Raw genomic sequence first — 19,684 nt, forward strand, 5'->3', positions numbered from 1 at the left:
GTTGCGAAGGTTTATAATGTGAGCTTAATAGATTCTCCCTCAACAAACCTGCCTTTTGAAATCATTACAGGGATTTTTTGCTCTTGCGACAGGCCGATTGTTTCGCCGCTTTTTAATGTAACGTCGCTTGTAATGATGTAAGCGCAAATGTTCAATAGAAACTCGTACAAGTCTTCTAAACTAAGTTTTGAATTGACGATTTCTATCTCCTGCTTATTAAACTCTTTAAGGCCGTAAGTGTAGGCACAGTTACCGGTTTCCAGTTTCCTTAACCCAATATATACCCATAACGAAACCGGGAAATCTCCGTTTTCAAGTATATCCATACTGTCTATGTACTGTTTTTTAGGGATGAGCAACGATTCGCTTCCGAGGTAAACGCCTATAGCTTCGGACGTTTTAAAAATAGAATAAAAAACCCTGCTTAAAATTCCACACCTTTCCCGTCTGTTTTTTTGCCCCGCCATGAGCGTTGCTAAAGCATGCCCGGTATGATGTTTTAGGTCTTCTAAGGCGCTTGGCCAATTATATGCATACTGCGCTGTTCCTTCTATATCGGCCCAGGGAATTTGCACCTGCATTTCGGCAAGTGCAACGGTTTCCCCATCTACACTAAATGTAGCAACTTCGTTATTGCCTTCTTTATCCAGAGGTTTTACACCCCAGTGCGATTCGAAATGTGCTATGATCTTATCAACATCAAAGCTATCGCCGTTATTGAAAATAGGCATCGCCAGCAAAATTTTACTTTCCTGGCTTTTTGGTTCTTGTGTTTTCTTAAAAAAATCGAATAGGCCCATGTTCTCTTATGGTTGTTTATGGCCGAAAGATACTATAATGTTGTTTTACGTCGACGATTTTTTTGAACCGGCAATAGGCGTATTCCTACGGCGCAATTCTTTTCCCGGGATGTTGCTACAAAACGCTTGCTCCTACGAGGTATTATAGAAATCTTATTCGTAATACTTTTGTTACCTAATTCTTTAGTTAAAAAAGCCTTTTCCTCTGTAACGGAAGCGTATTTTTGTGCGTCTTTTCAACAACTATTACACTATTACATGAGAAAACTTTTACTGGCAGCGTTCGGCTGTTTCTTAAGCCTGATATCTTTCGCGCAAAGCAATCAACCCACTATCAGTATTAAAGGCATCGTAATAGATTCTGCCGCAAACAAGCCGCTTAGCTACGTTACCGTTGCCATTAGCGATATTGCTACCAATGCTCCCGTAAAAAGCGCCCTCAGTAAAGATGATGGCTCCTTTGAGTTTACCGGCCTCGCCGCTAAGTCCTACAGATTGTCGTTGATTTCGGTGGGATATAAAACAAAGACCATAGAACTTAAAGGTGCAACAATTGATTTGGGCAGACTGCTGGTTTCTCCATCAAGCAGCCAGCTGAACGAAGTAACCGTAACGGCGGCCAAACCTTTGATGAAGCAGGAGGTCGACCGCCTGAGCTACGATGTACTCGCCGACCCGGAAAGCAAAACCCTCACCGCGCTTGATATGATACGCAAAGTACCTCTACTATCGGTAGATGCCAATGATGCCATCAAGCTGCGCGGCAGCGGTAATTACAAGATCTTGCTGAACGGCAAGGAGTCGGCCATTATGGCGCGTAACCCATCTGATATACTAAAAGCCATGCCGGGTGCCAACATCGTGAAGATAGAGGTTATTACCACCCCGCCCGCCAAGTACGATGCCGAGGGCCTTGCGGGTATCATCAACATTATCACCAAGAAAAATGCCGACCAGGGTTACAATGTGGGGATAAACTCCAACTATAATACGGCTTATGGCATACGCGGCAATCTTAATTTTACGGTAAAGCAGGGCAAATTCGGCCTGAGTGGTTATGGTGGTACCGGCAAACGCCCCCAACGCAGCACAGCTTACTTCAACCAAACCGACTTTTTGCAGCAGCCATCATCTATCATACAAAACGGAAGCCGCTTCAATGGTGGTACAAATAATTATGTAAGTACCGAATTGAGCTTCGAGGCGGACAGCCTTAACCTACTCACAGGCTCTTTCAACTACTATCGCAACGCCAATACCACCGGCAGCAACCAGGTTACCCAACAAACCGATAACGGCACCGAAACCGATTTCACCACCATCAACATGGGCAACGGCAAATTCGAGGGCAAAGATTTTGGCCTGAATTATCAATTGGGTTTTAAGGGGAACAAAGAAAGATTGCTGACAGCTTCGTACAAATTCAGCGATAACCGCAACAGCACCCTCAACACCGTAAGCCCCGGTAACACCAGCGATTACCGGCAGTTCAACAGCTCGGGTGCCAAAGAGCACACTACCCAGCTCGACTATATACAGCCATTCAAAGTGGTTACCCTGGAAGCCGGTGGTAAGCTGATCGATCGTAACAACTTCAGCGATTTCCACACCGATGTGTATGATGCCGCCACCCAGCAATACCTGCCCGATGCCGCGCAGGATAATGTTTTTGATTATCGCCAGGATGTGTACAGCTTGTACAACTCCTACCTGTTAAAGTTTACCAAGTTTACCGTTAAAGGCGGCGTGCGCTATGAGCGGACCAATATAGATGCCAACTTCTCATCAACCGGTACCAGCCTCGATCAAAACTTTACCAACGTGGTGCCCTCGTTATCTATACAGCGTAGCCTCAAAAATAGCAGCATTACTTTTGGTTTTACCCAGCGCATACAGCGCCCGGGCATTTTTCAGCTGAATCCTTTTGTAGATAGGAGCAACCCTAACTACATCACCACCGGTAACCCGGCGCTTGTTCCCGCTGTAAACAACAACTTCGAGCTGAGCTACGGCAACTTCGCCAAGGGCTCGGTCAATATCAGTACCAGCTATTCCTTCGCCAATAATACCATACAGCAACTGGCCAGCGTAAACGGAACGGTTACCACTACCACCTACGCCAACGTGGGTAAAAACAAGCAGTTGGGGCTGGATCTGAACATGAACTACCCCATTACCAAAAAACTGAATGTGAATATAAATGCCGAACTACTGCGCATTTGGCTGGAAGGGTTTTACAGCAACCAGTTGTTCAAGAACCGCGGCTATCAGGGCCATGTGTTTACCAACAGCAGTTATAAATTCGATAATGGGTACCGCATTGGCCTCAATATAGGTTTCGATAGCCGTTACGTATTGCTGCAGGGTACAGATAACTATTACCTGGGCTATGGCGCCAATGCGTCTAAGGAACTGTTCAACAAAAAGGCAAGCATATTTGTGTACACCAACGGGCCGTTCAAGCAATTCATCAAGCTCGATTTCTCTACCCGCACACAGGATTTTATCAATACCTCCTATAATTACCAGCTATTCCGCACCTTCGGTATAGGCTTCAACTATAAATTCGGCAAGCTGAACAGCAGCCTTAAAAAGAACCAGCGCGGCATCAATAATGATGATACCAGTGGGGGAGGAAGGAATTAGACGGCCCAACAGAGGTTTTAGCAGCGGGTTTACTACTATGTGTTCGAAATATGGCTGTCATGGCTGCGTCGCGAGTCGACTCACCCCCCGCCCCCTCTCTGCTGCGCAAAGAAGGGGAGACATTGAGATGATATTTTTTGTTTTCTTTCCTCACCCTCTTTGCGGAGCAGAGAGGGTCGACGCACGATAGTGCCGTCGGGGTGAGTCAAATATGCGAGCGACAAGTTAACGGCTATGTTCCAAAGGGGGGGGGACCGCACGTTCCCGCGCATTTCAATCGATATGGCTTTTCAAGTTCATTGCCAAAAGCTTAAAAAACAAAACCCCGATTGATTTTACTCAACCGGGGTTTTTATTTGGATATTTATCCGAGGTGAATTACTTCACTTCTTCAAAATCAACATCAGTTACGTTGTCGGCATTTTCAGCTTGTGGCTGGCCGGCATCGCCTTGTGGCTGTTGGCCACCATCGGCAGATGCTTTGTACATGTCCTCAGAAGCCGCTGTCCATGCTGCGTTCAGTTCTTCCTGTGCAGGTTCGATAGCTGCAAGGTCTTTTGCTGAGTAAGCCGCTTTCAGTTTCTCTAAGCCGGCTTCGATAGCGCTTTTTTTATCGGCAGGTATCTTATCGCCGTACTCTTTCAGTTGTTTTTCTGTAGAGAAGATCAACGCATCGGCACTGTTCAGTTTTTCAACTTCTTCTTTTGCCTTTTTGTCAGAATCTGCATTTGCTTCTGCTTCATCCTTCATCTTTTTGATCTCTGCATCAGTTAAACCCGAAGAAGCTTCGATACGGATTTTTTGCTCTTTGCCGGTTGCTTTATCTTTTGCAGATACATGCAATATACCGTTAGCATCAATATCAAAGGTAACTTCTACCTGTGGTACGCCGCGAGGTGCAGGTGGCAAACCATCCAGGTGGAAACGGCCGATGGTACGGTTACCCTGTGCCATTGGGCGCTCGCCCTGTAATATGTGGATCTCAACAGATGGCTGGTTATCGCTTGCTGTAGAGAAGGTTTCTGATTTTTTGGTTGGGATAGTTGTGTTCGATTCGATGAGTTTGGTCATTACACCGCCCATGGTTTCGATACCCAATGATAATGGGGTAACATCTAACAACAACACATCTTTTACTTCGCCGGTTAATACACCACCTTGTATAGCAGCACCGATGGCAACAACTTCATCAGGGTTAACACCTTTTGAAGGCGCTTTACCAAAGAATTTTTGCACGGCATCCTGTATAGCAGGGATACGTGTAGAACCACCCACCAAAATAACTTCGTCGATATCTGAAGTGCTGTAACCTGCGTTTTTCAAAGCAGTACGGCAAGGATCGATAGTACGTTTGATCAGGCTATCGGCCAATTGCTCAAATTTTGCACGGGTTAAAGTTTTAACCAAGTGTTTAGGGCCTTCGGCACCTGCGGTGATGTATGGCAGGTTGATTTCTGTTTGGGTTGAGCTTGATAACTCGATTTTTGCTTTCTCAGCAGATTCTTTTAAGCGTTGCAGAGCCATTGGGTCTTTACGCAGGTCTACACCTTCGTCGCTTTTGAATTCGTCTGCCATCCAGTCGATAATTACCTGGTCAAAGTCATCACCACCTAAGTGCGTATCACCATCGGTAGATTTTACTTCGAACACGCCATCACCCAATTCCAGGATAGAAACGTCATGTGTACCACCACCGCAATCAAATACGGCAATTTTCATATCCTTGTGTGCTTTATCCAAACCGTAGGCAAGGGCAGCAGCAGTAGGCTCGTTAATGATACGGCGAACTTTTAAACCTGCAATTTCACCGGCTTCTTTAGTTGCCTGGCGCTGTGCATCGTTAAAATAAGCCGGTACAGTGATAACCGCTTCAGTAACTTCGTGGCCTAAGAAATCTTCAGCAGTTTTCTTCATTTTCTGAAGGATCATGGCAGAGATCTCTTGTGGCGTATATTTACGGTCGCCAATTTCTACGCGTGGGGTGTTGTTGTCACCTTTAACCACTTTGTATGGCATACGATCAGCTTCTTTGGTAACCTCGTTAAACTGGTTGCCCATGAAGCGTTTGATAGAAGAAATAGTTTTTGTTGGGTTGGTGATAGCCTGGCGTTTTGCCGGATCGCCAACTTTACGTTCGCCATCGTTCACAAAAGCTACTACTGACGGCGTAGTACGTTTACCCTCGCTATTGGCTATAACAACAGGCTCGTTGCCTTCCATTACAGCAACGCAGGAGTTTGTTGTTCCTAAGTCGATTCCAATTATTTTAGACATATTGATTGATTTTTTTCTTTATTAAGTATTGCTTACCAACGCTATTTAACAAGGGTTGTGCCAATACTTAAATGGCAGAGAAAATTGTATGTAATTGGCAGAATACTTACACAGCGGCAGGATGGATTACTTTGTGGTGACAGGTTGGCAGAAAGTAGATGTGCAGATGTGCGGATTTCAGATGTGCAGATGAACGCCTGGGTAGCTTAGTATAGCACGCAGAGACGCTAAGTCGCAAAGCCAAGTTTTATTAGTTTGCGTCTTGGCGCCTTTGCGAGAAAGAAAACTAGTGGTAGATCCACCTGCGTATGATTATATCATTATTCCCTATATTGGGGAATGAAAAATGCACTGGTTTTACTGATGTTGATGGTTGGGCTTAACGCATCCGCCCAACCACCAGGCAGAGCAGAAACAACTTCGCTTTTGAACTGGCTCATCAAAGCCCACCATATCCACTATCTGCAACCGAAGACCAACGACGGTGTATTTTACGGCAACAGGTATCTAACGATGAAGTCCGTATTAAAACCGGATAACCAGATAGATACCAGCCGGTCCTTAAGCAATTACCTTACGGACGAAGAAATTGCGGGCTGCAAAAAGGCTCAACCGGCTATGCTTACCAACTGGCGCATTTGGTACAAGCAACTGCCGGTGGTTTTCACGGCCGGCATCAAATCGGAGTTGAAACTGCTCGATAAGCAAAAAACGATATACACCTTTTCGAACCCTTTCTGGTTAAATGAAAAGGCCACCCGCGTTTTGATAGGCGAATATTTTAGTTGTGGTATTGCCTGCGGCCGAGGCGATATGCTGCTATGCGAACTTAAGGATGGTAAATGGCAGCTCATCGCGAGGGCCATTATCACCAATGATTAATTCGATTTGAAAGTTTGAGGATGAGATAATTTGAAAATGCAGAAGCTTATTTTCAAATCTTCAAATTATCTCATCATCAAATTAATTAATTATTCACTGGCGTTACCCTTTCCATTTCAATCTTCAATGTCTTACCACCTATTTTTCCAACGAGTGTTTTCATTTCGCCGGTGCCGGGCGTGATAGTGGCGGTAAGCGAATCTTTCATCGTCTCGGGGTATTGGAATTTTACGGTAATTTGTTTGGTTTGCGGGTTGTAATTGTATCTGCCAATTACCTTGTTACGGTAATCGGGGTAGCCTAAAACAAGGTCGTAATGGTCGATAAATACATGGGTGAGCACGCTATCGCGGCAGGATGCCTTGCTTTGGTCGATGTTGTTGATGAAGGCACGCTTCACTTCATATTTACCCATTATTTCGGTGTAATTGCTTGGGTATTCGTGCATAGCAAGGGCAATTGCCGGGATAATGATTACCGATGCTTTTACGGCATAGCCAAATCCTTTGTTTCGGAAGTTATACAACGGAGAGCTGCCTTTGGCGATAAGGAAAAACTCCACCAAACGGCGGTACTCCAACAGGATGAGGTATATTATGGCGAGTACTTCCAGTACCACATATACCTGCACCAGCAGGTTCAGGTAATAAAAATCCAGCAGCATAATATTCAGCAGCATGGGGAGTAGTACAAAAGCGCCCACCAACCGGGTTTTGCGGAATAGCAAAAGCACGCCACCAAGGATCTCGATGCAGGCGATAATATCCACCATAGAATGATAGCGCCCCATAAAGGCCCACATCAGCATTTCATTAGGGATGGCGGTAAAAGGGTCGTCCAGCATACCGAGTGGCACATAGAATTGCAGGTGGCAAAGCTTCTGTCCGCCAAACATCACCATATCGAGCGCGAGGGTGTAGCGCACGGCATTTTGCCAAAAGGCGGTGTAATTGGTTACATCGATAGTGCCTTTTGTGGCTTTGCTTTTCCAAACAAATATCAGCGTTAAAACGGTGAACAGGTAACCGAGCGCTACGCCATATAGTAGCAGCGGCGATATATTCTCGCCTACAGCAACACGTACGGCGCGGGTAAAAACAATAGCGCCCAATACGGCGGCAATAAAAGCGGCAAGGGCAAGTGGGGAGAAAGGTTTACGTTCCATAATACATTGTGTTATTTGTTGCACAATGTTAGGCGAATGGGTAATGCCTGTCGTTCGGGATTATCCAATGGGGCGTGTTTGTTGGGATATTTTTCAAGTCAAGCGAGGAGGGGCTTGTGCGATTCCCCTCTTGAGAGGGGTGGAGGGGTGTGTTAGTCAGTATTGTGGTGAAACCCACCCCTGCCACCGCACAATCCGGCGCGCCCCCTCCCTGGAGGGGAACCGGAAATATCCCGCTTTTCAGGATTGCAAAGAAGCCGTCGCCGCCTTATGCTGATTTATAAACCCACTCGGCGACATCCCCATCTGCGCTTTAAACACGGTATTAAATGTGGTTTTAGAACTAAAGCCCGCGCTGTAGGCAATACCCAGCATATTGAGGTGCTTATATTTATCCGACAGCATAATCTGCTTAGCCTCCTCCACCCGGTAAGCATTTACGAATTGGAAAAAGTTGAGCCCTATCTTCTCATTCAGCAGAAAAGAAAGGTCGTGTACCGATGCACCGATGGAATCGGCAAGTTGAGGCAGATTGAGTTCGTTATCCAGGTAGAGCTTTTCGGCAGCCATCAGGGTTTCGAGTTTGATGCGCATTTGTTTGGCCTGCTCTTCGGTGAGGCGTTGTTTGATGGGTTTTAGCTGTGCATCAATTTCCACGATAACCTCGTTGAGGGCCGTCAGTTCTGCCACTTCGAAGGGGAACACCTCTTTTTGTGCCAGCGAATAATAAAATATGGCGAGGCCGCCAAGGAGGTAGCCAGCAGCAATAACAACCGGTGATATCTGTATCCCGAAGAAAATGGATGTGAAAAACAATACGAGCATACCGCCGACGCTCAGCAGCAGGTATTTTAACCAGATGAGGTTTACAGGCACCGTATCGGAAGCGATTAGCAATAAGTGCTTCTGGTGCCTGCGCAAAGTGTTAAACGCCAGTGCCCAGTATGCCAGCAATTGCACATTGATAGACCATCGCACCAAAAAGCCTATTACGAAACTCACCTTTGGCGGTAAACTGAAATGCACCAACTGGTAACCGGGAAAATAGAGCGTCGGCACCATATATAAAAAGAAGATGGCGAAAGGTATAAAATGTAGGTAATCCTTTGCTTTAAACCTGCTGCCCGGCGTGGTGAATTGCACAATACTTAGGTACAAGGCGGGTGCCAACGCAAAGCGGGATAGTTCGTTAAAGCCGATGATGCGTGGGTATGTAGCATCCAACCTGGCATCGTAAAGCACCACATTACAAATCATGCAGCCTACCGCAGCAAAAAACAGCCCCAGCCAACGGTTGGCCACCACGTTTACCTTATGCGGATTGAACCAGGCCACAAAAGCCATCAAAAAAAAGCAATTGCAGGTGATGATGTTTAAGATAAGCTCAGTACTCATGCCTTAAAATTAGGATTTCAATTTGAAAATAAGATAATTTGAAAATTACAAAACACTATATTTGAATAACAAAAATTACCGCCGCTGTTACTTAACGCACCAAACAGGCTAATTACACTGCCTGGAATTGTATAACATTCAGCCATTCTAAAGGCTGCTTTTAACCACCAATTGCCGGTGGACTGAATTTCTTTTGTTATATAATTTAAACCAAAACAATGTTTTTTATCGAATCCGAACGGTTAAAATTAATACCGTTAACACACACGCAGCTTTTGTTATTACAAGAAAGCCGCGAAAAAATGGAACTATCTATGGGCCTTAATCCATCAAATATGCTTGTAGACCAGATTTGGCAAGACGAACTTGCCGACGCCATCGAGAACTGGTGCATCCCCAAAACACTTGCTAATCCTGATAAATGGATATGGTACAGCATTTGGGAGGCGGTGCGTAAAGACACCAATACCAGCATCGGCGGCTTCGGCCTGGGTTGGCCCGATGAAAAAGGCGAATCTATCACCGGCTACTCAATCGACCGTAATGAGCAAGGCAAAGGCTACGGCACCGAGGGCTTAAAACGCATCTGCGAGTGGGGCTTTGAAAACCCGGACGTAAAAGTGATATGGGCCAGCACAGACGATTGGAACGCGCCCTCTAAACGGATACTGGCAAAAGCCGGATTTGTTGAAAACGGCGTAAGGGACAACCGGCCGGCATTTTATCTGCGGAGACCTTAGTTGAGTACTTAAGCATCCTGCCTGCAAAGCGGGGTGCTTATTTACTACATGAAGCTGGCTTGCCGGACGAAAAGTCTATCTACAGTTGGGCGTTTCTTTCCACTTGTCGAGGTAAGCTTTTATCAGGCTTTCGGCCTTCTTTAATTCACCGGGCGATAAATAACTTTTTATTAAAACCCGGGCGGTGGTGGCTTGTTGCCGAGGGTCATATTCTGCCGCGAGCATTGCCCATAAGTAAGCGTTCACATTCGCCTGATCCGCGTTTGATCCAAAATAATTTACAGCTAATGGCCCCATCGCGTTAGGTTGTTTCTGCTCGGCAGCCAACTTAAGCCAATGGCGCGCTGTGGAATCGTGCGAATCCGCACCGTTATACATTAATGAAAATCCGACGGCAAACTGCGCAAGGCAGTTGCCATTTTCGGCGTAGGGTTTTAATTTAACAAGGGCTTCGTTAAAATTTTTAGCGTCAAAGGCCATCAGCCCTTTATCAAAATTGCTGTCTTGCCCAAAGCTTTTAAAACATGTTACGAGTACCAGTACAAGAAGAGCCAACTTTTTACTTAACATATTCTACAGGTTCTATCCAGTTACCATCATCCTTAATGATACCGACCAATTCATCAAGCGCATTGGCCGAACTGATATTTTTCTTTACCGCCTCTTTACCGCGGTAGAGCGTTACCTTATCCGTGCCGGAGCCTACGTAACCGTAATCTGCATCGGCCATTTCGCCGGGGCCGTTTACAATGCAACCCATGATGCCGATTTTTAACCCCTTGAGGTGGCTGGTGCGGCTGCGGATCATCTGGGTAGTCACCATCAAATCAAACAAGGTGCGCCCGCAGCTTGGGCAACTAATGTATTCTGTTTTAGATATGCGCGAACGGGTGGCCTGCAATATCCCAAAAGCTGTGGAAGTAATCACCGAGGTTTCTACCTGCGGTGCATCTATCCAAATCCCATCGCCAAAACCATCTACCAATAAAGCGCCCAGGTCGGTGGCAGCGTAAAGCTGTAATAGCGTAGTAGCCCCCTCTAAATCTCCCCCGGTAGGGGAGACTTCAATTGCTCCTAAAGCCCTCCCTTCCGGGGAGGGTTGGGTGGGGCTGGTGTAGCTTCTCTTCACAATCACCGGCACATCCAGCCCAAACTCCTCTAATTTGAGGAAGAAAGCGCGCTGGTCGGCCATGCCGTGGAGTTCATTTGTTTCCAAAACGAAGACCAGGCTTTTATCCATCGGCAGTAAGCCAAAAGCTTCCGAATCTAAATCGGCATGGGTAATTCTTACCAGATTTAAAGCAGAGGTGCGATTGGCATCATTGGCAATAAACTCCTGTAAAGTAAATAACGGGTGGCAAAGCGTTCTGTCGGCTAGTTTTTGCCAGGTAGCGTAATTGTAAAGCTGTTTTAAGTTACCGGGCAAGCTAAACGATGGCAAACTATCGCCCAGGTAAACAAAATCTACCGATTGCTCGGCCATGTTGTATTTATCCAGCAGGGGCGAATACAGGTAACCAGCAGCATTCATTACGGCAGGGTCCTTCAGGTTGGCTTGTGAAATATCAACCACCACCCTCGGCACCATATGCCCGCCTATAAAGGCATTAGCTTCGTAAGTATCGCGTTTTTTGTATTCGTAGGGGGAGTGAGCCCCCTCTAAATCTCCCCCGATAGGGGAGACTTTTTGATTTTCTGAAGCCCTCCCTTCCGGGGAGGGTTGGGTGGGGCTTGCCCGCTCAACATAACGTTTCACCAACGCAATCGCCACGGGTGCTTCTGCTTCGGGTTCTTCGGTAAGGGATACCCGGACGGTATCGCCAAGGCCATCTTCCAATAAGGTACCAATGCCTACGGCAGATTTGATGCGGCCGTCTTCTCCGTCGCCGGCCTCGGTTACGCCCAGGTGCAACGGGTAATTCATGCCTTCGGCCACCATGGTTTGCACCAGCAGGCGGTAGGCTTGTACCATTACCTGCGGGTTGCTGCTCTTCATAGATACCACCAGGCTATAATAACCCAACGTTTCACACATGCGGATGAACTCCATTGCGCTTTCTACCATGCCCTGCGGGGTATCGCCGTAGCGGCTCATGATACGGTCGCTCAGCGAGCCGTGATTGGTGCCGATGCGCATGGCGGTGCCGTATTCTTTACAGATTTTTACCAGCGGCGTAAACTTTTGGAAGATTCGTTCCAGTTCACCACGGTATTGGGCATCGGTATAATCCAGCTGGTCGAATTTTTTTTTATCGGCGTAATTGCCGGGGTTTACGCGCACTTTCTCTACTATACGGGCGGCTACTTCGGCAGCGTTTGGCGTAAAATGTATATCGGCAACCAACGGCACGGTGTAGCCGCGCTGGCGCAATTGCTTTTTTATCTCGGCGAGGTTGTTGGCCTCTTTAATGCTGGGCGCGGTGATGCGCACGTATTCGCAGCCGGCATCAACCATGCGGATGGTTTGCTCTACGGTACCAATGGTATCCATGGTATCGGTAGTGGTCATGCTTTGGATGCGGATAGGGTTGCTGCCGCCCATCGGCACATCGCCAATAAACACCTCGCGGGTAACGAAACGGGAGTACTCGGATAACGAATTACAGTAACGGCCTTGCAGCATTTTTACGGCATCAGCATTCATTTGCAGGGTGGTATTAATAAGCTGCAAATTTAAGGATAAAGTTGGAAGTAGTTAGAAAGGTTGAGAATAGTTAGAAAAGTTAAAAAGGTTAGAAAAGTTGGAGAGGTTGGGAGGTGCAAATATCCGTGACGCTCGTGAGCCATCGCAGCCCGGATATATTAATATCTCAGCGGCACGTAAAATCTCCTGCAAAACCTCCATTGAACGAAACGTTTTACCTGCTCATCCGTTATCATTGCAAAACAGATAAGGCCATGGCAAATTTCAAAGACATCATCGCATCAGAAATACCCGTTTTGATTGATTTTAGCGCCGAGTGGTGCGGCCCCTGTAAAATGATGCCACCTATATTGAAACAGGTAAAAGATGCGCTGGGCGATAAAGTGACCATCCTGAAAATAGATATCGACAAAAACCCTTCGGCCGCCAGCGTCTACCATGTGCAAAGCGTACCCACGCTAATGGTTTTCCAAAACGGCGAAAGCAAATGGCGCCAAAGCGGTGTAATACCGGCAAGCCAACTGCAACAGGTGATACAGCAGTTTATTAAATAGATTTGAGATATGAGACATGAGATTTGAGAAAAAAGCAGACGCATCATTTTAAAATTCTGAGAATTCTTAAATTCTGATTCAGACAATCCTGTTAATCTTTCAATCCCTTAATCGTGTCCTGTTTACAAATAACTCAGCCACCACCGGCTGTGCGTTTTCTTGTATTGGCTGTACCATCTGCACGGGAAATACAGCGTTAAAATAACAAGCAGCCATATGATATATGCTCCGCCCAAACTGTAACCAAAGCCGGGCGGCGCAAAAAGAAAGGGGATGTTTGGCGTAATAATTTGCGATGTTTTAAAACCCTGTGCAAAAAACAGGATAACCGTTAGCAGCCTGATTAGGTAAAAATGCAGCATGTAATAAAAGAAAGGCACGTTGCCGTAGGTGGTAAAAAACGCGGCTACTTTGCCTTTACCCCTTTCGGTAAGGGCGAGCACCAGCAGGGAAACCGATAACGTCATGCACGTGTACATCAACGATGGCGGATACTTGCTTACGTTTAAAAACGACAGGAAGGTGTAGGTGCTGTTTTTTTGCAGGGCCCAGGGAGCAGGGTCGCCGTAGATATTGGTATAGCGCAATACTACGAATAGCACAAATGCCGTGGCAGAAGCCGCTAATAATAATCGCTTGCGTTTGGCAGCATCGAAGGTGGCGTTATAAAGCGGCCCGAAAAGATACCCCATCAGCATTACGCCCGTCCATGGTAGTATGGCGTACAATACAAAAACAAAGTGGCTTGCATCAAGCGGCAGTACAGTGCCCCTGGCGGTAAGGAAAACCATTAACAATACCGATGATGCGCCTGTTTGGGGCAGCACCATGCTGTCGAGTATATTATGCCCGAAGAATAGCAGAACGGCTAGGCTAATCGTAATCCATTTCGGCAGCCATATCAGCAATCCCAGGAATATCATACTAAGCCCTATCACCCATATCACCTGCAATACAAGCACGTTATAAAGCGGGTTCAATGTAAGTGCCAGCGTTATCAGTAATAGTTCTACTACAATAAGCCATAATCCTCTTTTCATCAAAAAACCGCTAAACTGCTTTTTTGAACGGCGCGTACCGGCCAGGTAAGCCGATATGCCACTGAGGAACACAAATGTTGGCGCGCAAAAATGCGTTATCCACCGGGTAAAAAACAGGGCCGGGGTTGTGGTAGCCATGTTGGTAGGGTCGCTGGTGAGTGCGCCAACCTGAAAGTAGTCGCGCACATGGTCAAGCGCCATAATCAGCATAATTGCTCCGCGAAGGATGTCGATAGATTGTATCCTTATCTTTTGGGGAGCGGCAACGGTTGTCATTGTATATAAAGGTTTTGAGCCTTGAAGATACGATTATTCCTTTCGGAATTGCAAATAAGCCGCCCAGCGAAGTTATTGTTTCTCTGCCACCGGCGCCTCGTCTTTTTTTGCCGGTTTGCGCAGATACAGCCACGATAGCAGGTAGAGGCATAGCAGGCCGAGGAGGAAACCACCGGTTACATCGGTAAACCAATGCGCCCCCAGGTAAATGCGCGAGAAGGGGATAATAAATATCATAAAGAGGCTTATTAGTGCTACCATTACCCTTGCCCATTTGGCAATGCCTTCTAACTGGTACATCAGCACCACCACGAAGCCGAAGAATACCACATAGAAGAGTACATGCCCGCTGGGGAAACTCTGCTGGGTGGTTTTAAGCACCACCCGCACCAGGTCGTCGGTAGGGCGGGGGCGGTTTACCAATACTTTTACAATGGTGCTTACCAGGCCGGCTACCATGGTAAACAATATATATACAGCGGCCTTTTTATACTTAAAAATAAAAAGCAGCAGGCTGGTACAAACAATCATAATGGGTGCCTCGGGCATAAAGCCAGGGCAGCTGATGAGGTACATAGCCGTGTCCAGAAATTTATTCTGATGCTCCTGTATCTCTTCCGAGAATTCGATATCGATGAACGATGTTGGGTGCAGCATCACCAAAATGGTAAGCACGATAAAGCCGATGCTGATGATAGCCAATACTAAAAACAATATGTGTCGCCTGCGTTTGTTCATTTATAATTCTCCGTAGCTTATATTATTTAACCTGATATGTAGCACCGGGTTTTAATTTTGGGGTTATTTATTCAATAATAGCGTATAAATTAGCAGCAAACAAAACCTTTTTTGTGCAGCAATTGGCGGAGGGCATATTTCATGTGAGTGAAGAGGCAGGCATCAAGCTTTTCGTGCCAAGACCCTCACCATCTTATTTCGAGGCCATTGCAGGCGATGTGGTATTTGCCATTAGCGGCAAGTTGCTGCACAATTATCTGCTGCCGCGCAATTGCCCGCGGGTTACCTTTTATGCAGGCGATGATACCAGCCGGGCCGATAGGGATAGTTTCATGGGTACATCGGCTGCCAACCATATTATAATAGTAGAGAGCGGATGGTATAAGCAAATATGCGATACTGTTTTAACTTGCTATGAATTTGCGCCGGATAATTTCACCTTGCTTGATGCATGCGCCGGTTATCACATATCTTATGAGCCCGAAAAGCCCGTTGCCGAACATAGGGTTGCCAATATAATAGAAGAACTGCTGAAGCGCAATGTGGAGCTGAGGTTTACCCCGTCTCTTATTGATGTGGCGGCGGCAGTAAGTAAATCTACCTTGAATTTCTCGCTCATCAGGATGCGAAACGCAAAAGGCATATAACCTGTTTGCAGAATTTACGTTGCCAGGGGAGCGCGAAACTTGCTAAATTCGATAAACAAGCATGCTCCTGATGGTATCCCCGGGAACAGCCGGGCATAAAACTTAACGTTTTGACAGTGATAAAGATACCCCTGCGCATCTGTACACAAGGCGGGAAGGCCCGTTTTCCGCACAAAATCAGCCGAATTATGCTGCTTTAGCACCCCTTGATTTTTTTTGAAAAATAATTTTGCACGGCTTTAAATTTTTGTAGATTTGCAATCCGTTTCAGAGAGGTCATTAACATGCTCCTCGCCGCAAGCGGAAAGGTTCTTTAAAATAAAAAAAATAGCGCAATATTAATTGCCGCCGATTTTGGGAAAGCTAAATGTGAGTACTGCAAATTGGTAACAATTAAGCCTCCTTAGCTCAGCTGGTAGAGCGACTGACTTGTAATCAGTAGGTCATTGGTTCGATCCCGATAGGAGGCTCTGTTATTTCGGAGATGTGATGCTTAGCTTCCAATTGAGCATGGCAGATCCGAAATCAACAACGGGGGGATACCAGAGCGGTCAAATGGGGCGGACTGTAAATCCGCTGCTTCGGCTACGAAGGTTCGAATCCTTCTCCCCCCACTTTAAATGCCTAAAGTGCTAAATTCTAAATTCTAAAATTTGTTTTAGGGTTTAGAGTTTAGCTTTTAGATTTTGAAAAATTGCGGAAGTAGCTCAGTTGGTAGAGCGATAGCCTTCCAAGCTATAGGTCGCGAGTTCGAACCTCGTCTTCCGCTCGGTTGGTTCATTAGTGGGTTGGTTCATTTGTTCATTAGTGACAGCCGGAAAAGACCAATGAACTACTGAACAATTGAACCAATGAACAAAAAAGCCGACGTAGCTCAGGGGTAGAGCACTTCCTTGGTAAGGAAGAGGTCATGGGTTCAAATCCCATTGTTGGCTCATTATATTAATAATAAGTATAATACGTTTTAAAGTATAAATTAACCTACAAACAAATATAAATCATGGCAAAAGAAAAATTTGACCGCAGTAAACCGCACTTAAACATCGGTACTATCGGTCACGTTGACCACGGCAAAACAACCCTTACTGCAGCTATCACTAAAGTATTAGCTGATGCAGGTTTATCAGAAGCTCGTTCATTTGATTCAATTGACTCAGCTCCTGAAGAAAAAGAGCGTGGTATCACAATCAACACTGCGCACGTTGAGTACTCAACTGCAAACCGTCACTACGCTCACGTTGACTGCCCGGGTCACGCGGATTATGTGAAAAACATGGTTACAGGTGCTGCTCAGATGGACGGTGCAATCATTGTTGTAGCTGCTACTGATGGTCCTATGCCACAAACTCGCGAGCACATCCTTTTGGCTCGTCAGGTAGGTGTACCTTCATTGGTTGTATTCATGAACAAAGTGGATATGGTTGATGATCCAGAATTGTTAGAATTAGTAGAAATGGAAATCCGCGAACTTTTATCGTTCTACGATTTCCCAGGTGATGATATCCCGGTTATCCAGGGCTCTGCCTTAGGTGGCCTGAATGGCGATCCACAATGGGTTGGCAAAATTATGGAGTTGATGGATGCTGTAGATAGCTACATCCCTATCCCTCCGCGTTTGACAGATCTTCCGTTCCTTATGCCTGTTGAAGACGTATTCTCGATCACTGGTCGTGGTACTGTTGCAACTGGTCGTATCGAGCGTGGCGTTATCAACTCTGGCGAGCAAGTAGACATCCTGGGTATGGGTGCCGAAAACTTAAAATCTACAGTTACAGGTGTGGAAATGTTCCGCAAGATCCTTGACCGTGGCGAAGCTGGTGACAACGTAGGTTTATTGTTACGTGGTATTGAGAAAACCGATATCCGTCGCGGTATGGTTATCTGCAAACCAGGTTCAGTAAAACCACACACAGATTTCAAAGCAGAAGTTTACGTATTATCAAAAGCTGAAGGTGGCCGTCACACGCCTTTCTTCAACAAATACCGTCCTCAGTTCTATTTCCGCACAACAGACGTTACAGGCGAAATCAGCCTGGCAGAAGGTGTAGAAATGGTTATGCCTGGCGATAACGTTACTATCACTGTAAAGTTGATCAACGCAATCGCAATGGAAAAAGGCTTACGTTTCGCTATCCGTGAAGGTGGCAGAACAGTAGGTGCCGGCCAGGTAACTGAAATTTTAAAATAATTTCTTACCCTTAAATGGGTAGCAAAACGGTTAATTTTTGTGTAAAGTACCGGAGCCTTCGCTTCGGTACTTTATTCACAATATAAGTAACATAACAAATCTCCCTAAACAAGAGGTTTAATAATACACGGGAATAGTTCAACGGTAGAATAGAGGTCTCCAAAACCTTTGATCAGGGTTCGAATCCTTGTTCCCGTGCTTTAAGTATCAATAAATATGGCTGGCGTAGCTGAGTATATAAAAGAATCATACATCGAGTTGACCGAGAAAGTAACCTGGCCAACCTGGAGGGAGTTGCAAAACAGTGCCGTACTGGTATTGGTTGCCGCTATTATCATAGCCATGGTTATTTTTGGTATGGACCAAATTATTGGGTACCTGCTAAAAACATTCTATACATCAGTAGCCTAAATTATATATTATAGATGAGCGATCAATTAAAGTGGTACGTAGTTAGGGCTATCAGCGGTAAAGAAAAAAAGGTAAAGCAATATATCGATGCCGAAGTAAACCGCTTAGGCATAACTCATCTTATACCGCAGGTACTGATCCCTACCGAGAAATATTACCAAATGCGCGATGGGAAGAAGATTGCTAAAGAACGCAACTATTTCCCAGGATACGTATTGATGGAGGCCGCGCTTGATGGCGAGTTGGAACACATCATCAAAAACATTAACAGCGTAATTGGTTTCCTTGGTGATAAGGCAGGTAACGCTATCCCACTTCGCCAGGCCGAAGTTAACCGCATTTTAGGCAAGGTTGACGAGATGACCGCACAGGGCGAAACCATGAACGTGCCATATTACGTTGGCGAAAACGTAAAGGTAATGGACGGCCCTTTCAACGGTTTCAGCGGTGTGATAGAAGAAGTGAACGAGGAAAAGAAGAAACTGAAAGTAATGGTAAAGATATTCGGGCGCCGTACGCCGCTTGAATTGAATTACATGCAGGTAGAGAAAGAATAGTTTAGATAGGAGATGTGAGATTTAAGATGTGAGAAACATCGCAAAGTCAAATTGATCAACCTAAACAATAATCATAAAATATTAAGGTTTGAATAACCTGGTATGAGTCTCAAGTCTCATATCTAACATCTCAAATCTACAAACGTCTTAAATGTTACTTAGCTTCCACTTACTAACATTGAGTTATAATTAAATCAAAGTAAAATGGCAAAAGAAGTCGGTGCGATGGTAAAGCTTCAGGTAAAGGGCGGCGCTGCAAACCCATCTCCACCAATTGGCCCAGCATTGGGTGCAAAAGGTGTGAACATTATGGAGTTTTGCAAGCAGTTCAACGCACGTACCCAGGATAAAGCTGGGAAAGTGTTACCGGTGCTTATTACTGTTTATGTCGACAAGTCTTTCGAATTTATCATCAAAACCCCTCCGGTAGCTATACAGCTTTTAGAAGCAACAGGCTTAAAGAGTGGTTCGGCAGAGCCCAACCGTAAAAAAGTTGCCAATGTAAATTGGGAACAGGTTGAAACTATCGCCAAGGATAAAATGGTTGACTTGAATGCATTTACAGTAGAATCAGCCATGAAAATGGTGGCAGGTACTGCCCGCAGTATGGGAATCACCGTATCAGGTACGGCTCCCTGGAACTAAATGATCTAAGGATTGGGGAAGCAGGGTATGGGGCTTAAAGCTCCTATCTAACATCTCAAATCTAAGGTCAAAATTATTAATT

At 45.7% G+C, this 19,684-nt stretch carries 17 protein-coding genes and 5 tRNA genes; 14 read left to right on the forward strand and 8 right to left on the reverse strand.

The window, feature by feature from the left end; all coding sequences use genetic code 11:
- Positions 1-11: 11 nt before the first annotated feature.
- Positions 12-800 (reverse strand): DUF4261 domain-containing protein, encoded by a 789-nt coding sequence (locus AC1DYT_RS00205; protein WP_477467667.1) that lies wholly within the window; start codon positions 798-800, stop codon positions 12-14.
- Between the two features lie 258 nt (positions 801-1,058).
- Between AC1DYT_RS00205 and AC1DYT_RS00210 the strand changes: the two genes are divergently transcribed.
- Positions 1,059-3,446 carry a TonB-dependent receptor gene (locus AC1DYT_RS00210; protein ID WP_477467668.1) on the forward strand — a complete coding sequence of 796 codons (2,388 nt, stop codon included), beginning with the start codon at positions 1,059-1,061 and terminating at the stop codon, positions 3,444-3,446.
- A 378-nt stretch (positions 3,447-3,824) separates the two neighbouring features.
- Here AC1DYT_RS00210 and dnaK read toward each other — a convergent pair whose 3' ends face one another.
- Positions 3,825-5,720: a molecular chaperone DnaK gene (dnaK, locus tag AC1DYT_RS00215; RefSeq protein WP_477467669.1), complete on the reverse strand. Its 1,896-nt coding sequence runs from the start codon at positions 5,718-5,720 to the stop codon at positions 3,825-3,827.
- A gap of 339 nt (positions 5,721-6,059) precedes the next feature.
- Here dnaK and AC1DYT_RS00220 point away from each other — a divergent pair, with 339 nt between their 5' ends.
- Positions 6,060-6,602 carry a hypothetical protein gene (locus tag AC1DYT_RS00220; protein WP_477467670.1) on the forward strand — a complete coding sequence of 181 codons (543 nt, stop codon included), beginning with the start codon at positions 6,060-6,062 and terminating at the stop codon, positions 6,600-6,602.
- Positions 6,603-6,687: 85 nt separating this feature from the next.
- On the opposite strand, the gene AC1DYT_RS00225 is transcribed toward AC1DYT_RS00220, so the two are convergent.
- Both AC1DYT_RS00225 and AC1DYT_RS00230 read right to left on the reverse strand, forming a co-directional pair.
- Complete coding sequence (locus AC1DYT_RS00225) at positions 6,688-7,767, reverse strand: hypothetical protein (RefSeq protein WP_477467671.1); 1,080 nt, start codon at positions 7,765-7,767, stop codon at positions 6,688-6,690.
- Positions 7,768-8,007: 240 nt separating this feature from the next.
- A complete protein-coding gene (locus AC1DYT_RS00230) occupies positions 8,008-9,162 on the reverse strand; it encodes a helix-turn-helix domain-containing protein (RefSeq protein ID WP_477467672.1) in 1,155 nt (384 codons plus the stop codon).
- A 275-nt stretch (positions 9,163-9,437) separates the two neighbouring features.
- Between AC1DYT_RS00230 and AC1DYT_RS00235 the strand changes: the two genes are divergently transcribed.
- Positions 9,438-9,902, forward strand: coding sequence for a GNAT family N-acetyltransferase (locus AC1DYT_RS00235; protein WP_477459438.1), 465 nt, complete (start codon positions 9,438-9,440; stop codon positions 9,900-9,902).
- A gap of 75 nt (positions 9,903-9,977) precedes the next feature.
- Here the strand turns inward: AC1DYT_RS00235 and AC1DYT_RS00240 are convergent, their stop codons facing one another.
- Together AC1DYT_RS00240 and ispG are read right to left on the reverse strand one after the other, a co-directional pair.
- Positions 9,978-10,472, reverse strand: coding sequence for a hypothetical protein (locus AC1DYT_RS00240; protein WP_477467673.1), 495 nt, complete (start codon positions 10,470-10,472; stop codon positions 9,978-9,980).
- Positions 10,462-12,546: a (E)-4-hydroxy-3-methylbut-2-enyl-diphosphate synthase gene (gene ispG, locus AC1DYT_RS00245; protein ID WP_477468087.1), complete on the reverse strand. Its 2,085-nt coding sequence runs from the start codon at positions 12,544-12,546 to the stop codon at positions 10,462-10,464. Before ispG ends, AC1DYT_RS00240 begins: the two co-directional genes overlap by 11 nt.
- 254 nt (positions 12,547-12,800) lie before the next feature.
- Here ispG and trxA point away from each other — a divergent pair, with 254 nt between their 5' ends.
- Positions 12,801-13,100, forward strand: coding sequence for a thioredoxin (trxA, locus tag AC1DYT_RS00250; RefSeq protein WP_477467674.1), 300 nt, complete (start codon positions 12,801-12,803; stop codon positions 13,098-13,100).
- A 122-nt stretch (positions 13,101-13,222) separates the two neighbouring features.
- Here the strand turns inward: trxA and AC1DYT_RS00255 are convergent, their stop codons facing one another.
- Together AC1DYT_RS00255 and AC1DYT_RS00260 are read right to left on the reverse strand one after the other, a co-directional pair.
- Positions 13,223-14,416: an acetyltransferase domain-containing protein gene (locus AC1DYT_RS00255; protein WP_477467675.1), complete on the reverse strand. Its 1,194-nt coding sequence runs from the start codon at positions 14,414-14,416 to the stop codon at positions 13,223-13,225.
- Positions 14,417-14,488: 72 nt separating this feature from the next.
- The gene (locus tag AC1DYT_RS00260) at positions 14,489-15,154 is read right to left on the reverse strand and encodes a phosphatase PAP2 family protein (protein WP_477467676.1); all 666 of its coding nucleotides are present in this window, start codon (positions 15,152-15,154) and stop codon (positions 14,489-14,491) included.
- 113 nt (positions 15,155-15,267) lie between these two features.
- Here AC1DYT_RS00260 and AC1DYT_RS00265 point away from each other — a divergent pair, with 113 nt between their 5' ends.
- The 10 genes from AC1DYT_RS00265 (at position 15,268) to rplK (ending at position 19,602) form a co-directional block, all read left to right on the forward strand.
- Positions 15,268-15,801 (forward strand): DUF6886 family protein, encoded by a 534-nt coding sequence (locus tag AC1DYT_RS00265; protein ID WP_477467677.1) that lies wholly within the window; start codon positions 15,268-15,270, stop codon positions 15,799-15,801.
- Positions 15,802-16,198: 397 nt separating this feature from the next.
- Positions 16,199-16,271 (forward strand) — tRNA-Thr (locus tag AC1DYT_RS00270).
- Positions 16,272-16,334: 63 nt separating this feature from the next.
- Positions 16,335-16,415: transfer RNA gene (locus AC1DYT_RS00275), tRNA-Tyr, on the forward strand.
- Positions 16,416-16,497: 82 nt separating this feature from the next.
- Positions 16,498-16,570: transfer RNA gene (locus tag AC1DYT_RS00280), tRNA-Gly, on the forward strand.
- Between the two features lie 94 nt (positions 16,571-16,664).
- Positions 16,665-16,736: transfer RNA gene (locus tag AC1DYT_RS00285), tRNA-Thr, on the forward strand.
- 65 nt (positions 16,737-16,801) lie between these two features.
- Entirely contained in the window at positions 16,802-17,989 is a 1,188-nt protein-coding gene (gene tuf / locus AC1DYT_RS00290; protein ID WP_133231743.1) for an elongation factor Tu, read from the forward strand.
- Positions 17,990-18,116: 127 nt separating this feature from the next.
- Positions 18,117-18,187 (forward strand) — tRNA-Trp (locus AC1DYT_RS00295).
- An 18-nt stretch (positions 18,188-18,205) separates the two neighbouring features.
- The gene (gene secE, locus AC1DYT_RS00300; RefSeq protein WP_133231745.1) at positions 18,206-18,400 is read left to right on the forward strand and encodes a preprotein translocase subunit SecE; all 195 of its coding nucleotides are present in this window, start codon (positions 18,206-18,208) and stop codon (positions 18,398-18,400) included.
- Between the two features lie 14 nt (positions 18,401-18,414).
- Positions 18,415-18,957 carry a transcription termination/antitermination protein NusG gene (gene nusG, locus AC1DYT_RS00305; protein WP_133231747.1) on the forward strand — a complete coding sequence of 181 codons (543 nt, stop codon included), beginning with the start codon at positions 18,415-18,417 and terminating at the stop codon, positions 18,955-18,957.
- A gap of 204 nt (positions 18,958-19,161) precedes the next feature.
- Entirely contained in the window at positions 19,162-19,602 is a 441-nt protein-coding gene (rplK, locus tag AC1DYT_RS00310) for a 50S ribosomal protein L11 (protein ID WP_128531932.1), read from the forward strand.
- Positions 19,603-19,684 lie beyond the last annotated feature (82 nt).

Source organism: Mucilaginibacter sp. P1_D10 (genome assembly GCF_056406215.1).

Coding starts and splice junctions, on each gene's coding strand:
- dnaK (WP_477467669.1), bottom strand. CDS start 5,720: ATGTCTAAAATAATTGGAATCGACTTAGGAACAACAAACTCCTGCGTT.
- AC1DYT_RS00240 (WP_477467673.1), bottom strand. CDS start 10,472: ATGTTAAGTAAAAAGTTGGCTCTTCTTGTACTGGTACTCGTAACATGT.
- AC1DYT_RS00230 (WP_477467672.1), bottom strand. CDS start 9,162: ATGAGTACTGAGCTTATCTTAAACATCATCACCTGCAATTGCTTTTTT.
- AC1DYT_RS00255 (WP_477467675.1), bottom strand. CDS start 14,416: ATGACAACCGTTGCCGCTCCCCAAAAGATAAGGATACAATCTATCGAC.
- AC1DYT_RS00205 (WP_477467667.1), bottom strand. CDS start 800: ATGGGCCTATTCGATTTTTTTAAGAAAACACAAGAACCAAAAAGCCAG.
- AC1DYT_RS00220 (WP_477467670.1), top strand. CDS start 6,060: ATGAAAAATGCACTGGTTTTACTGATGTTGATGGTTGGGCTTAACGCA.
- nusG (WP_133231747.1), top strand. CDS start 18,415: ATGAGCGATCAATTAAAGTGGTACGTAGTTAGGGCTATCAGCGGTAAA.
- AC1DYT_RS00210 (WP_477467668.1), top strand. CDS start 1,059: ATGAGAAAACTTTTACTGGCAGCGTTCGGCTGTTTCTTAAGCCTGATA.
- ispG (WP_477468087.1), bottom strand. CDS start 12,546: ATGAATGCTGATGCCGTAAAAATGCTGCAAGGCCGTTACTGTAATTCG.
- rplK (WP_128531932.1), top strand. CDS start 19,162: ATGGCAAAAGAAGTCGGTGCGATGGTAAAGCTTCAGGTAAAGGGCGGC.
- AC1DYT_RS00225 (WP_477467671.1), bottom strand. CDS start 7,767: ATGGAACGTAAACCTTTCTCCCCACTTGCCCTTGCCGCTTTTATTGCC.
- AC1DYT_RS00260 (WP_477467676.1), bottom strand. CDS start 15,154: ATGAACAAACGCAGGCGACACATATTGTTTTTAGTATTGGCTATCATC.
- secE (WP_133231745.1), top strand. CDS start 18,206: ATGGCTGGCGTAGCTGAGTATATAAAAGAATCATACATCGAGTTGACC.
- tuf (WP_133231743.1), top strand. CDS start 16,802: ATGGCAAAAGAAAAATTTGACCGCAGTAAACCGCACTTAAACATCGGT.
- trxA (WP_477467674.1), top strand. CDS start 12,801: ATGGCAAATTTCAAAGACATCATCGCATCAGAAATACCCGTTTTGATT.